Genomic DNA, 13512 nt, shown 5'->3' on the forward strand with positions numbered 1-13512 from the left:
GCGCGGGGAACGCGTCGGGGGCGCCCCCTGTCCCGCGGGTGCGGGACAGGGGGCGCCCCTTTGGAGCGGACTCCGTGTTACGGCATGCCGTGCACGTGGGCCCCGACGCTGTTGGACCAGGCGTTGCCCGCCGAGGCGTCCCAGTTGGTGGACCAGGTCATGGCCCCGCGGATGGTGGGCCAGGTGGTGGACGGGTGGAAGGTCCCGCACCCGGTGCCCTTGGCGAGGCAGTCGAGCGCGTTGTTGACGACGGTCGGGCTGACGTAACCGGAGCCCGCGGCGCTGGTGGACGCCGGGGTGCCGATGCCGACCTGGGACGGGGAGAGCCCGGCCTGGATGGCGGTGCAGGCCAGGGTCGTGATGAAGTCCACCGTGCCCTGGCTGTAGACGCCGCCGTCGCAGCCGTTCATCGAACCGCTGTTGTAGTACTGGGTGTTGACGACGGTCAGGATGTCCTTGATCTTCAGCGCCGTGGCCAGGTAGTCACTGCCCGCCGAGAGCATGTCGATGGTCTGCGGCGCCATCGTGATGATGAGCGACGAGCCCGCCTTGGCGCTCAGCGCGCGCAGCGCCTGCGGCATGTAGGTGGTGTCGATGCCGTTCTCGAGGTCGATGTCGACGCCGTTGAAGCCGTACGTCTGCATCAGCGTGTAGACGCTGTTGGCGAAGTTGGTGGCCGAGGCGGAGTCACGGACCGAGATGGTGCCGTTCTGACCGCCGACGGAGATGATCACCTTCTTGCCCGCGGCCTGCTTGGCGGCGATGTCCGCCTTGAACTGCGCGGTGCTGTAGTTCAGCGCCGGGTCGAGGGTGAACGAGACCGCGCCGGGCGTGGTCGTCGCGTCCGCGAAGGCGACGGCGATGATGTCGTACTGGCTCTGCACCTGCGCGATGGTCTGCACGGTGGCGCCGTTGTTGAAGTTCTGCCAGTAGCCGGTGACCGCGTGCTTGGGGATGCTGCTGGTGGGCGGGCTGGTCGGCGGCGTGGTGGGAGGCGTCGTGGGCGGGGTGGTGGGAGGTGTCGTGGGGGGAGTGGTCGGCGGCGTCGTGGGAGGCGTCGTCGGCGGGGTGGTCGGCGGGGTCGTGCCCGTACCGCCGGGGCCCGACAGCGAGATGTCGTCCGCGAAGTACGCGGGCTGCGCGTACCAGCCGTGGGTGTAGATCGTCACGGACTTGGTGTTCGCGCCGGTGGTGAAGCTGACGCTGAGCTGCTGGTACGAGGAGGCCGACGGCGTCCAGGTGGACGGGTCGGTGCCGCCGGTGCCGGTCGCGCCCAGGTAGACGTACGAGCCCTGCACCCAACCGCTGAGCGTGTACTGGGAGTTGGGCTGCACGCTGACGACCTGGGAACACTGGCCGGTGTCGCTGCTGGTCGGGGTGGCCTTGAGGGCGGCGGAGCCGGAGTGCACCGGGCTGGAGACGGTGCTGCCGCTGCCCGCGGTGCAGGTCCAGCCGGAAAGGCCGCTCTCGAAGCCGGGGTTGGCGGCGAGGTTGGTGGTCGCGGCGCTGGCGCTGCCCATGTCGACGAGCGCGACACCGGTGCCGATCACCGCGGCGGCGCTCAGCCCCGCGATACCTCGGCGGAAGAACGTCGAGCGGACGAGCTTTGATCTGTGCTGGGCATGGCTCGCTTGATTCGCGTGCGATGCACGTTCCACGACTGCCTCCTGGGGGCAAGGAGTTGGGGGGTAGTGGGAGTGCGGTGGCGCATGACATGACGTACGGACGTGAACGGGTGACCTGAAGTGCCGACGTGCGGAGCAATGTGAAGCGCATGCAGAAAACAGATGACAGGGAGAAAGTTGGTCCAGACCAATTCGGTTGTCAAGACCTCCGCCGGACACCTGTCGTTCACCACTTCCGATCCGCAACTTTCCGCACCCAAGCCGCTACACATCGATAAGCTGACGACCGCGAATCGCCAGGTACCGGCCACCACCGGGCGCAGGAGGGGAGGTTCCGCATGCCGAGCGTCATCACCGTCACCTCTGACGATCTCTCGCTCTCGCTGGAAGAGCAGTTGACGCGCACCACGACCGCGCTCGACACGTACGGGCACCTCATCGCCCTGGCACCGGCCGAACCGGCCGACCCCGCCAGGCGCCGGATGCACACCGTGCGGTCCGCCCTCGAAGCCGACCGGATAGCGATCGTCCCCAGCCCGCTGCCCCCGCTGGCCATCGCCCTGCTCGCCGAGCAACTGCGCCAGCTCTCCGGCACCGACCTCGGCCCCGGCGTCCTCGCGGGCGCCGCCCGGCTGCTCACGTACTACCTGCACTCCGGCGCGCTGCTCGGCTCCGTCGCCAAGCTCGACCGCGTCCCGGTCGGCGTCGGCGCCCACGTCAAGTCCCTCGTGCCGGGACGGCACTTCGCCGTCGTCGCGCACCCCGAGCCGTACCTGGCCGAGGCCGAACCGGGCACCGTACCGCCGGGACCCGGCTACCAGACACAGCTCGCCGTCGCGGGCAAGGGCGTCGACCCCGCCTGGGTCACCGGACCGCTCGCCAGCGGCTGGCGCGCCCAGCACCTGCGCGAAGTGCCGCTGCCGACCGACTCCCCACGCTGGTGGGGCACGTCCCGACTGGTCGAATTCACCGCCTACATCGCCGATGTGGGCATGCTCTACCAACTCGTCACCTCGGTACGGCGCGACACCTGCACCTGGTGCGGGCTCGAAGTCATCGGTGACCAGTGCTTGTTCTGCGCCACACGGCTGGGGGATCGTACGGCTCCGGCGAAGCACGCCGCCGCCCGGCCGGGGCGCGAGGTCGAGACACCGCGCCGCCCCCAACTCGAACCCCACAAGCGATAGGTCCGCCCGCACATGAACTCACGTCAGCGTCGTGGTGTCGTCCTCCTCGTGATCTCCGTGATCTGCGCGGTGGCCGCCTTCGCGGGAGTGCTCGCCGTCGTCAGCGACGCGCGGTCACAGGTCGGACCGAAGGTCACCGCGTACGAACTCAGCGCCGACGTACCGGCGTACCAGGCGCTGACCGCGTCCCAGGTGCACCGGATCCGGATACCGAAGCGCTGGCTGCCGGACACCGCCGTACGCGATCTCGGCCAGCTCCAGGGCAAGATCGCCGCCGTGCCGCTGCGCAAGGGCTCGCTGCTCCAGTCCGACATGGTCGCCGCCCGGCCCGAACTCCAGGCCGGACAGATGGAGATCGCCATCATGATCGACGCCGAGACCGGCGTGGCGGGCAAGATCACCCCCGGCGCCCGGGTCAACATCTTCGCCACCTTCCAGGGCCGCAAGGACACCGATCCCGACGTCTCGAAGATCATCGTGTCCGGCGCGCAGGTCATCGACGTCGGCGAGATCAAGGCCTTCGACAAGAGCGAGAACGCCCAGCGGCTGTCCACCGAAGGCGTGCCGATCACCTTCGCGCTCAACGCCGGGGACGCCCAACGCGTCGCCTACGCCGAGTCGTTCGCGGAACACGTACGCCTCGCGCTGGTCGCCCCAGGTGACAGCTCCGCACCCTCGCAGACCGACCGCACGTACACCCTGAGCGGCGACGGCGGCACCGGAGGCAAGCCGTGACCGTACGCATCCTCGCCGGAACCGCCGACCCCGACGCCGCGCGCGCCCTGCTCGGCCTGCTCGGCCAACTGCCCGGCGCGGAACCGGCACCCGCGCTCGGCGACTCCACGGCGCTGCTCGAAACCCTCACGCGCGCCGCCGAGGCCGGGATCGACGAACTGCCCGAGGTCGTCATCGTGCAGGAGGGCATCGGACCGATGCCCGCGCTCGACCTCATCCGCGACGTCGCCCTGCGCTTCCCCGCCATCGGCGTCGTCCTGCTCACCGCCGACCCCAGCCCCGCCGTGCTCGCCGCCGCCATGGACTCCGGCGCCCGAGGCGTCGTCGGATTCCCGCTCTCCTACGACGAGTTGGGCGCCCGCGTCGAAGCCGCCGCCACCTGGTCGGCCGGCGTCCGCAGACACCTCGGCCCGCAGCGCGCCCTGCCCGCCGTCGCCGGCGGCACCCTCATCGCCGTCGCCGGGGCCAAGGGCGGCGTCGGCACCACCGTCACCGCCGTCCAACTCGCCCTCGCCGCCCACGCGTCGGGCCGCTCCACCGCCCTGGTCGACCTCGACCTCCAGGGCGGCGACATCGCGTCCTACCTCGACGTCCAGTTCCGCCGCTCCATCGCCGACCTCGCCGACATCGCGGACGTCTCCTCCCGGGTCCTGCACGACGCCATGTACGTCCACGAGTCCGGCCCCGCCCTGCTGCTCGCCCCCGCCGACGGCGAACGCGGCGAGGACGTCACCGACCGCTCGGCCCGCCTCGTCCTCGCCGCGCTCCGGCAGCGCTACGAAGTCGTCGTCGTGGACTGCGGCACCCAGATGACCAGCGCCAACGCTGTCGCCGTCGAGGTCGCCGACGCCGCCGTCCTCGTGCTCACGCCCGACGTCATCGCCGTGCGCGCAGCCAAGCGCATGGTCCGCATGTGGGACCGGCTCCAGATCCGCAAGCCCCAGGACACCACCGCCGTCGTCAACCGCCACACCCGCGGCACCGAGATCCAGCCGTCGCTGATCGGCCGCATCACCGGCACCCGCATGGCGACCTCCGTCATCCCCGCCGGATTCCGCGAACTCCAGGCCGTCATCGACGCCGGCCGCCTCCAGGACCTCGACGCCCGCTCCACCGTCAAGGCCGGAATCTGGGCACTGGCAGGGGAGTTGGGCCTGGTCAGCGGCGCGACGCTGCCCGCCGCACGCGGGAAGAAGCAGCGCCGCGAGCGGTCCGAACGCGGCGACCGGGGCCAGGTCACCCTCGAAACCCTCGGCATGACGCCGATCATCCTCATCACCCTGCTGCTCATCTGGCAGGCGGTGCTGGCCGGTTACACCTTCACGCTCGCGGGCAACGCCGCCGATCAGGCGGCCCGGGCCGCGGCGGTGGGTTCCGACGCCTCCGCTGCCGCGAGCAGCGACCTTCCCAGCGCGTGGGGGCCAGGCGACACCTCGGTCAGCCGCGCGGACGGCACCGTCTCGGCGACCGTCACCCTCAAAATGCCCCTCCTCATCCCCGGCATCGGCGACTTCGTCCCCATCTCGGGCCACGCGAAGACGCTGGACGAAACGGCCAAGCGATGAAGCGCTCCCGCCGCCGGGCTCCCGCAGCCCGTACCTCCGCCGTGCGCGCGGTTCCCCGCGCCCCTTCGGGGCCCTCCCGGCGCGGGTTCGGGGGCTGCGTCCCCGAGAGGCACCGCGGGTCCGCCCGGGACCGGGGAGTGGCGTCGCTCGAATACCTCGGAATGCTCCCGTTCCTGCTCCTGATCGCCCTCGCGGGCATCCAACTCGGCCTCGTCGCGTACTGCGGCGAACAGGCCGGCACAGCGGCCCGTACGGCGGCCAGGACCGCCGCGCAGGCGGGCCCGAACGGGGGAGAGGCGGCCGGCCAGCAGGCCGGCCAGGCGGCGGTGAGCGACTGGCTGACCGCGACGATCCGGTTCACGACGTCCGACACGACGACCGTGACCGCGCAGGCCACGGTGAAGGTCCCGTCCGTCCTGCCGGGCGTCAGCTTCTTCGACCCCGTGAAGCGCTCCGCCACCATGCCGAAGGAGGACACGACACGATGAGCCTCCGTGCCCGCCTCGCCGTCGAAGAGGCGACCCCGCAGACGCAGGAAGGCCACATGGTGGCCGTCTACCGCGCGAAACTGCTCCAGGAGATCGACCTCGCGGAGATGTCGGCGCTCGCGCCGGGCGAGCGCAGGGCCCGGCTGGAACGGGTGCTCGGCCACATCATCAGCCGCGAGGGCCCGGTGCTGTCCACGGCGGAACGCGCCGCGCTGATCCGCCGCGTGGTGGACGAGGCGCTCGGCCTCGGCATCCTGGAACCGCTGCTCGAAGACCCCACCGTCACCGAGATCATGGTCAACGGCCCCGACAAGATCTACGTCGAGCGCGGCGGCCGGGTCGAGGCCGTCGCCGCCCGCTTCTCGTCGGCGGAACAGCTCCTCCAGACCATCGAGCGGATCGTCTCCACCGTCAACCGCCGTGTGGACGAGTCGAATCCGATGGTCGACGCCCGGCTGCCGTCGGGCGAGCGTGTCAACGTCATCATCCCGCCGCTGTCGCTGACCGGACCCACGCTCACCATCCGCCGCTTCCCGCGCGCGTACACGCTCCAGGAGCTGATCGCCCTCGGGACGCTGGACGAGCACATGCTGTTGCTGCTCTCGTCGTTCGTGCGCGCGAAGTGCAACATCATCGTCAGCGGCGGCACGGGCTCGGGCAAGACCACGCTGCTCAACGCGCTGTCCGGGCTGATCCCCGACGGCGAGCGGATCATCACGGTCGAGGACGCGGCCGAACTCCAGCTCCAGCAGGAGCATGTGATCCGGCTGGAGTCGCGCCCGCCCAACGTCGAGGGCGAGGGCCGGATCACGATTCGCGACCTCGTACGCAACTCGCTGCGGATGCGCCCCGACCGGATCATCGTCGGTGAGGTCCGCGGCGGCGAGACCCTCGACATGCTCCAGGCGATGTCCACAGGACACGACGGCTCACTGGCCACCGTGCACGCCAACTCCGCCGAGGACGCGGTGCTCAGGCTCCAGACGCTCGCGTCGATGAGCGAGGTCAAGATCCCCTTCGAGGCGCTGCGCGACCAGATCAACAGCGCCGTGGACGTCCTCGTCCAGCTCAACCGCCACATCGACGGCACTCGCAGGATCGGCGAGATCGCCGTCCTGTCCTCCCGCGGCCGTGACGTCTTCCGCCTCACCTCCGCGACCCGCTTCCGCGCGGAACCGCTCGGCGTCGACCGCATCGTCCGCGGCTGGTACGAACACCGGCCCGTCCCGCGCGAGATCGCCGAGCGGCTCTACCTGTCCGGCGAACACGTACCCGCCGCCTTCGGCATCGGCGCGAGCGAACTCGAACTCGACAGCAGGGAGGCGAAGTGACCGCCGTTCCGGAAGAGTTGACGGCGGTCGCGGCCCCGCCCGGCAGCGGTCTTCCACACCTGGCAGCGAGCCCCGGATTCGCCTCGGGACCGTACCCGCTGCTCGTCCTCGGCGTCAGCGTGCTCGCCCTCGCACTGGCCGTGTGGGGCGGCCACGCCTGGCGCGGCGGCAGGGCCGACCGGGCCGCGCTCGTCGACCGGCTCGCCGGCGACTTCGGCGGCGGCCCCCGCGAATCGGCCTTCGCCGGACTCGACCGCCGCGTACGCCGCTACGCCTGGGGCCAGCGCCTCGCGGCCCGACTGGCCGCCACGGGAACGAACTTGACGCCAGGTCAGTTCACCGCGGCCGCGATCGGCGTCGTCCTCGTCGCGTGGGTGCTCGCCGCGGCGGTCCTCGCCCCCTTCTTCGGGCCGATCGCCGCACTCATCGCGGGCTGGTCCGCGTACAGCTTCCTGGAGTGGCGCCGCCGCGTCCGTACCGAGCGCTTCATCGCCCAACTCCCCGAGCTCGCACGCGTCCTGGCCAACGCCACCCAGGCCGGGCTCGCCCTGCGCACCGCCGTCTCCATGGCGGCGGAGGAGCTGGACGCGCCCGCGGGCGAGGAGCTGAAGCAGGTCGCGGACGCGATGGCGGTGGGCCACTCCATCGAGGACGCACTGGCCGAGCTGCAACAGCGGCTGCCCAGCCGCGAGTTGGTCGTGCTGGTCTCCACGCTGGTGCTCTCCAGCCGCGCGGGCGGCTCCGTCGTCGAGTCGCTGCGCAACCTCACGGTCACCCTGGAGGAGCGCAAGGAGACCCGGCGCGAGATCCGCACCCAGATGTCCCAGGTCACCGTCACCGCCTACGCGGTCCCGGTCATCGGCATCGGCTCCCTGCTGCTCCTCAACCAGATCATGCCGGGCTCGCTCAGCGCCATGACCGGCTCCACCGTCGGCCGGATCTGCGTCCTGGTCGCGCTGGGCCTGTACGTGGTCGGCTTCGCGCTGATCCGCCGGATGTCGAGGATCGACGTATGACCGCGACCGTGCACACCTCACGCGGCAACCGGCCGGTGACCGGAGGGAATTCCCGATGCTCCTGATCGGCCTCGTCCTGGCGGCGGTCGTCGCCGCGGGCGTCGTCGGCGTCGTCCACGCCGTCGCACTCCTGCGCGCCGACGTGAAGCTCCCCGACGACCTGGCCCTCGCCCTGGAAGTCGGCAGGACCCGGACGACCCGTACCGGCAACGCCATCGACCGGATCGGCATCCGCTGGGCGCCGATGGTGATGCGGATGATGGGCCCGGCCCGGATCGCCAAAATGCGCGCCCGGATCGACCACGCGGGCCACCCGCACGGCCTCACCGTCGAGCGCTACGCCGCCCGCCGCGCCGTCTACGGCGGCCTCGGCGGCTTCGCGGCCCTGCTGCTGCTCGTCCAAGGGCACTGGATCCTGGCCCTGTTGCTCGCCGCGTACGCCTGGTGGTGGGCCGACCTCGGCATCTGGCTGGCCGTCCGCCGCCGCCGCGACGACATCGAACGCACCCTCCCCGACTTCCTCGACGTCCTCGCCGTCGTCGTCAGCGCGGGCCTCGGCTTCCGCCAGGCCCTGGAACGCGTCAACGCCGTGTACCAGGGCCCCTGGTCGGACGAGATCCGGGTCGCCCTGCGTCAGATGGACGTCGGCGTCAGCCGCCGCGACGCCTTCGACCAGCTCCGCAGGCGCAACCGCAGCGACCAGGTCGGCCAGTTCGTCACCGCCCTCCAGCAGGGCGAGGAACTGGGCGCCCCGATCGCCCGCACCCTCCTCCAGATCGCCAACGACATGCGCCGCACCGAGGCCCAGAACGCCCGCCGCCGCGCCGCCCGCATGGTCCCGCGCGCCACCGGCGTCATCACCACCATCCTCGTCCCGGCGACCATGATCCTGCTGATCACCGGCACGATCATGGGCTCCCACATCCAGTTCGGCGACACCTTCGGCAGCGGCGGATGACGGGGCGGGTGGTGGTTCGTACGTCGGGCCGGGTGCCGGTTCGTACGGCGGGGCGGGTGATGGGGCGGGTGTCGGCGCGGACGACCGGGCGGATGACGGGCGTGGCCGCCGGACGCGGCGGGCGCGTGACCGGTGACGATGAGCGGAGATGGCAGCCGATGACCGGAGATGAGCGGTTGATGACCTGGCGATTACCGTGATCCGCTGGCCACACAGTGTGATCAACCGGCATGCTGTAAGCGCCAATTGGCGCAGAACGGGCTGCGGATGTCCGAGGTTCGGGTGTACCTTTGCATTCGCAACCATATTTGCACCTGCAATCAGAACCGATCCGCTGCGGACGGCAACACGACCAGCGAGAGGCGGTGCGCCGTGGACACCTACCCCGACAGGTGGAACGCGGCCGTCGCACGCATCCGTCAGGTGACGAAGAATGGGGCGAACGATGATGAACAGGTGGGTAGTCCGGCGCTACACGGACACCGAGATCTGGCTGCGCGACCGCACGGACAGACTCGCGGCCCGGATCGCCGACCGGTCGGCGGACGGGTCGGCCGACAGGGGTCAGACGTCGTTCGAGTATCTCGGGATCGCGGTGGTGATCGCGGTGATCATCGGAGTGCTGGCGGGGACGACGGACATCGGAAACGCCGTCAAGAACGGGATCACCGGCATGATCGACAAGATCGTCAGCGGCAACGGCAAGTAGGCGTCCTCGGTGACGACCGTGGTCAGACGCTGGGGATCTACATCGTCGCCATGGCCGCGCTGTTCTTCCTCGGCTTCGCGTTCTTCGCGGTGGGTCAGGCCGCTGTCGTCCGCAACTCCGCACAGACAGCGGCGGATTCGGCGGCTCTCGCCGCCGCCCGTGCGGATCGCGACGCGGCTCACGACGCCTTCCTGAGCGCACTGCGGTCCGGTGACCTGGTCCAACTCGGTCTGCTTCTGCAGAATTTGGGTCAGCACGACGCGGAGGCGTGTGCCGCCGCTTCTGCCTACGCCGGAGAGAACAACGCCGCCGTGGACGCCCCGGACGGCTGCGGCCGGGCATCGGGGCTCCAGGGATACACCGTCTCGGTCACGACGTTGGGCACGGTCGGCACCTCCGTGATCGACGGCACCGAGACCAAGCACGCCAAGGCCACCGCCACCGCGGTGGTCGAACCGCGCTGCGGACTTGGCGACAAGGACGGCAACGCGATCGGATTCATCTGCAACGGCGACCATGTGACGGTCGATCCGACGGCGGGCGGCTTCGTGCTGGACCTGTCGACCTTCTACACCGTCCACTTGAGCAAGTGACGGCGGCCGAGCGATGAGGGAACGGGGAACGATGCGATACGGGCGCAGGGCGACGATTGCGGTGGCGTTCGCCGCTGGTGCCGCCATCACGCTGGCCGGATGCGGTGGCGGAGGCGGCGGTGGCGACAAGGGCGGTGACAAGCCGTCCACGTCGGCCGGCGCGCCGAAGACAAGCGGCAGCAGCGGAGGCGGCGATGACACGCCTTCCGCGACTCCCACCGAGGTTCTGGCCCAGATCAAGGGCGAGAAGGACATGGTGGTGACCATCAACTCGGCGACCCGGGACTCCGGTGGATTCGTGACCGTGGAGGGTGTCGTCACCAACAACGGCACTTCCGGGTTCACCGCCAACCTGTGGGTGGGGTCGGAGACCGCGCTGTCCCACTCCGGCGCTTCCGTGGCCGGCGCCGTCCTTGTCGACGAGGCGGGCAAGAAGCGGTACTACGTGCTGCGGGACACCGACGGCCGCTGCCTGTGCACGATGGGTCTCGTCAGCATCCAGCCCAAGGAATCCCGCCCCTTCTTCGCCCAGTTCCCCGCCCCGCCGGAGGCCACCACCCAAGTGTCGTTCGAGCTGCCGACAATGCCGCCCGCGAAGATCACGATCTCGGAGGGGTGAGGACGATGAAACGCAACGCGTCGCCGCCCGGGGCGGCATCCCGCGCCGGAGGGCAGCGGGCCGCCCTGTCCGCGGGTGTGGTGATCGTGCTGGTGCTGGCCGCCGGGACGGTGGCCGGGGGGACCGCGGCCGTGGCCGACACGAATCCGCCGCCCACGGCCGGTGACAGCACGCCGACGGCCCCCGTGCGGATCGACCCGACGTCGCCAGGACTCAGGCTGCCGGAGGGCTCGACGCTGGCGCCGGCGAAGGTGCTGGACATCGTGTCCGTGACGGACGAGTCGTCGACGAAGGCGAGCCAGCCGGAGCAGCGGCAGGAGACGTCGAACTCGACGGTCACCTACGCGCTCCAGTCGGAGGTGCTGTTCAAGAAGGACAGCGCCGTGCTGTCGCCCACGGCGACCTCGCGGATCCAGGCCATCGCGGACGACATCACCGCACGCCATGTGACGTCACCCATCCGGGTGTTCGGGTTCACGGACAATCTCGGCAGCTCCGAGCACGGCATGGTGCTCTCGAAGCAACGCGCCGACGCCGTTTACCAAGTCCTGGCAACGGAAATGGGCAGCGCCGGTGACCCGTCCCACACGTTTCAGGTCCGTGGGTACGGCGAGGACTACCCGATTGCCGACAATTCGTCCGAAACCGGACGCAGTCAGAACCGCCGTGTCGAGATCACTTTCACGCCACCTGCCGCGTAACGTGCTGAGCGGTCGCTCTGACGCGGTACGGTGTAACTCCCCCCCTCGGGCCGGTTCGCTCTCCCCCCCTGCGAACCGGCCCGTTTTTCTTTTCCCGCGCCCGCGCCCGCGCCCGCACCGCACCTGGCACCGCACGCGCTTTCGCGCCTGTCCCGCGCCCGGCGCCGCACCGCCCCGCACGCGCGCGGCCCCCTCAAGCCCCCCGCAGGGTCCCCCCGAACGCCCCCTCAGCCCGTCTCCACCCCCGCCGCCCGCAGCGGCCGGTAGGCCAGCCCCAGGCCGCGGTAGAGCCGCAGCGCCGGGGCGTTGGAGTCGTCGACGATCAGGGCGGCGGTGCCGTGAACGGCCAGCGCCTCCGCGACGACGAGCGCGCAGACCTCGCGGGCCAGCCCCCGGCCGCGCGCCGCCGCGGCGGTCGCGACCCCCGCCACGTACCCGACCGTCGGCGCGCACCAGGTGAGCGCGGCGACCGCGGCCAGGCGCCCGTCCACGCGGGCCCCGGCCCACCGGTCCCGCGCGCCGGGGCGGCCGGGGTAGGCGTACGAGGCGGGGAAGGCGGTGTCCAGCAGGGCGCCCACCTCCGGGGCGGCGCTGTCCGGAAGCCACCGCGCGGAACCGCCGCCCGAGGGGACGGGCCCGACCGGCGACCCCGTACGGTCCATCCAGCCGAAACCGGCCACCGGCCGCAGCGAGGGCACCGCGCGCACGACCGTGTCGATCAACTCCCGGTCGCCGAGCGGCCGATAGCTCGGGCCGACCTCGCGCAGCACCTCGCGTACGAGCGGGACGGCGTCATCCGCGGGGCCGGTGACCGCGAGCCGGTCGAGCAGCGACAGGTTCGGCGCCGCCACCGCGACCGCCGCGCCGCGGACGAAGGCCCGGCCCGCGCTCAGGTCCTGCGCCGCCCAGCGGCACAGCGAGTCGTCGGTGGGCAGGTCGCGGAGGCGGCCGATCTCGTGGGTGGAACGGGCGGAAGAGGTCGCGGGCATTCCGCATGCCTATCAAGGAGATGCGGGCCGCCGCATCGTAGATTGCCCGCATGCGGAACAAAACGGCGAAAAGCCGCCGGTATTCGCTCACCGGCACCGCCCTGACCTGCCTGGTCCTGGCCACCCTCTCCGCCTGCTCGGTCGGCGCCGGAGCCCCGGACGGCTGGCGCTATCTGCGGGCCGACCCGCTGGCGGTCGCGGTCCCCAAGACCTGGCAGGACGTGCGCGGCGGGGCGGTGCTGCGCGGCCCTGACGGCCGTACGGACGCCGAGGTCGCCGTCAGCGCCAATCCGGGCGCCGGCGGTCCCCCCGACAAGGCGACGGCCACCGCCCTCGCCACCGCCCGCAAGGAGTCGCTGGACTTCGACGGCCAGCCCGGCCAGGTCCTCAGTTACGTCCAGGCCGCCCCCGACGGCCGCCCCGCCGCCCGCGTCGAGGTCCGCCTGCACGACTACGAGGGCCACCCGGTCACCGTCCGCGCCTGGACGGCCGACGGCGCGGCCGACCCGATGCTGCTGCGCCGGATCATCAACAGCATCGAATTCGCCACCGACCCGAACCGCTAGGGCCTGTCCGGCCCGCCTCCCACGTCCGCCTCCAGCCGCACCCCCTTGCGCACCCCCCACCGCGCCAGCGCGCCCGCCTCCGCCTCCAGGACGTGCCGGGCCAGCAGCCGGGGGCGGCCGACGCGGCCGGGCGGCATCGTACGGACGGCCAGGACGCGCAGCCGGCGGTCCAGATAGGCGACGTCGATCGGAAACCGCATCCGTACGGTGTGCACGCTGGAGGCCGGGGTCAGCAGCAGGGCGCCCTCGATCCCGTCCAGGCCGAGCAGCCCGCGGGTCCGCGCCCGGTACGACGCGGCGACCCGCAGCGGCACCTCGGCGTCGGGCGTACGCAGCGTGCCGTCACCGTCTCGCCAACGTCGGCGCATGGCCACTCCCCGGGGTGCTCGATCAGGCGGCAGGTGACGCGGTACGGGCCCCGTTACGGGTC

General features: G+C 71.5%; 15 protein-coding genes. 12 read left to right on the forward strand and 3 right to left on the reverse strand.

What is annotated here, in order from left to right; translation table 11 throughout:
• Positions 1 to 77: 77 nt before the first annotated feature.
• A complete protein-coding gene (locus ACZ37P_RS29575; RefSeq protein ID WP_391049374.1) occupies positions 78 to 1574 on the reverse strand; it encodes a chitinase in 1497 nt (498 codons plus the stop codon).
• Between the two features lie 389 nt (positions 1575 to 1963).
• Between ACZ37P_RS29575 and ACZ37P_RS29580 the strand changes: the two genes are divergently transcribed.
• From ACZ37P_RS29580 to ACZ37P_RS29630, 11 genes are all read left to right on the forward strand, one after another.
• Positions 1964 to 2812 (forward strand): hypothetical protein, encoded by an 849-nt coding sequence (locus ACZ37P_RS29580; RefSeq protein WP_355347860.1) that lies wholly within the window; start codon positions 1964 to 1966, stop codon positions 2810 to 2812.
• A 12-nt stretch (positions 2813 to 2824) separates the two neighbouring features.
• Positions 2825 to 3547, forward strand: coding sequence for a Flp pilus assembly protein CpaB (cpaB, locus tag ACZ37P_RS29585; RefSeq protein ID WP_355347863.1), 723 nt, complete (start codon positions 2825 to 2827; stop codon positions 3545 to 3547).
• Entirely contained in the window at positions 3544 to 5112 is a 1569-nt protein-coding gene (locus tag ACZ37P_RS29590; RefSeq protein ID WP_355347866.1) for a CpaE/TadZ family protein, read from the forward strand. The genes cpaB and ACZ37P_RS29590 overlap by 4 nt, the downstream gene beginning before the upstream one ends.
• Before the next feature lie 137 nt (positions 5113 to 5249).
• Positions 5250 to 5600: a TadE/TadG family type IV pilus assembly protein gene (locus ACZ37P_RS29595; RefSeq protein ID WP_355347869.1), complete on the forward strand. Its 351-nt coding sequence runs from the start codon at positions 5250 to 5252 to the stop codon at positions 5598 to 5600.
• The gene (locus tag ACZ37P_RS29600; RefSeq protein ID WP_355347872.1) at positions 5597 to 6931 is read left to right on the forward strand and encodes a CpaF family protein; all 1335 of its coding nucleotides are present in this window, start codon (positions 5597 to 5599) and stop codon (positions 6929 to 6931) included. Before ACZ37P_RS29595 ends, ACZ37P_RS29600 begins: the two co-directional genes overlap by 4 nt.
• A gap of 59 nt (positions 6932 to 6990) precedes the next feature.
• Positions 6991 to 7947 carry a type II secretion system F family protein gene (locus ACZ37P_RS29605; protein ID WP_391161748.1) on the forward strand — a complete coding sequence of 319 codons (957 nt, stop codon included), beginning with the start codon at positions 6991 to 6993 and terminating at the stop codon, positions 7945 to 7947.
• A gap of 55 nt (positions 7948 to 8002) precedes the next feature.
• On the forward strand, positions 8003 to 8905 hold the full coding sequence (locus tag ACZ37P_RS29610) for a DUF5936 domain-containing protein (RefSeq protein WP_355347874.1): 903 nt from the start codon (positions 8003 to 8005) through the stop codon (positions 8903 to 8905).
• Between the two features lie 448 nt (positions 8906 to 9353).
• Entirely contained in the window at positions 9354 to 9614 is a 261-nt protein-coding gene (locus ACZ37P_RS29615) for a hypothetical protein (RefSeq protein WP_467349420.1), read from the forward strand.
• A 29-nt stretch (positions 9615 to 9643) separates the two neighbouring features.
• Positions 9644 to 10207 (forward strand): pilus assembly protein TadG-related protein, encoded by a 564-nt coding sequence (locus ACZ37P_RS29620; protein WP_467349501.1) that lies wholly within the window; start codon positions 9644 to 9646, stop codon positions 10205 to 10207.
• Between the two features lie 61 nt (positions 10208 to 10268).
• Positions 10269 to 10826: a hypothetical protein gene (locus ACZ37P_RS29625; protein WP_467349422.1), complete on the forward strand. Its 558-nt coding sequence runs from the start codon at positions 10269 to 10271 to the stop codon at positions 10824 to 10826.
• Between the two features lie 80 nt (positions 10827 to 10906).
• Positions 10907 to 11527 carry an OmpA family protein gene (locus ACZ37P_RS29630; RefSeq protein ID WP_355347883.1) on the forward strand — a complete coding sequence of 207 codons (621 nt, stop codon included), beginning with the start codon at positions 10907 to 10909 and terminating at the stop codon, positions 11525 to 11527.
• A 227-nt stretch (positions 11528 to 11754) separates the two neighbouring features.
• Here ACZ37P_RS29630 and ACZ37P_RS29635 read toward each other — a convergent pair whose 3' ends face one another.
• Positions 11755 to 12516, reverse strand: coding sequence for a GNAT family N-acetyltransferase (locus ACZ37P_RS29635; protein WP_467349424.1), 762 nt, complete (start codon positions 12514 to 12516; stop codon positions 11755 to 11757).
• A 50-nt stretch (positions 12517 to 12566) separates the two neighbouring features.
• Between ACZ37P_RS29635 and ACZ37P_RS29640 the strand changes: the two genes are divergently transcribed.
• Entirely contained in the window at positions 12567 to 13082 is a 516-nt protein-coding gene (locus ACZ37P_RS29640; RefSeq protein ID WP_467349426.1) for a hypothetical protein, read from the forward strand.
• Here ACZ37P_RS29640 and ACZ37P_RS29645 read toward each other — a convergent pair.
• Positions 13079 to 13450 (reverse strand): DUF192 domain-containing protein, encoded by a 372-nt coding sequence (locus ACZ37P_RS29645; protein WP_401312928.1) that lies wholly within the window; start codon positions 13448 to 13450, stop codon positions 13079 to 13081. The two genes, ACZ37P_RS29640 and ACZ37P_RS29645, sit on opposite strands and share 4 nt — an antisense overlap.
• Positions 13451 to 13512: the final 62 nt, after the last annotated feature.

The sequence above is a fragment of the Streptomyces sp. NPDC024632 genome (assembly GCF_055559175.1).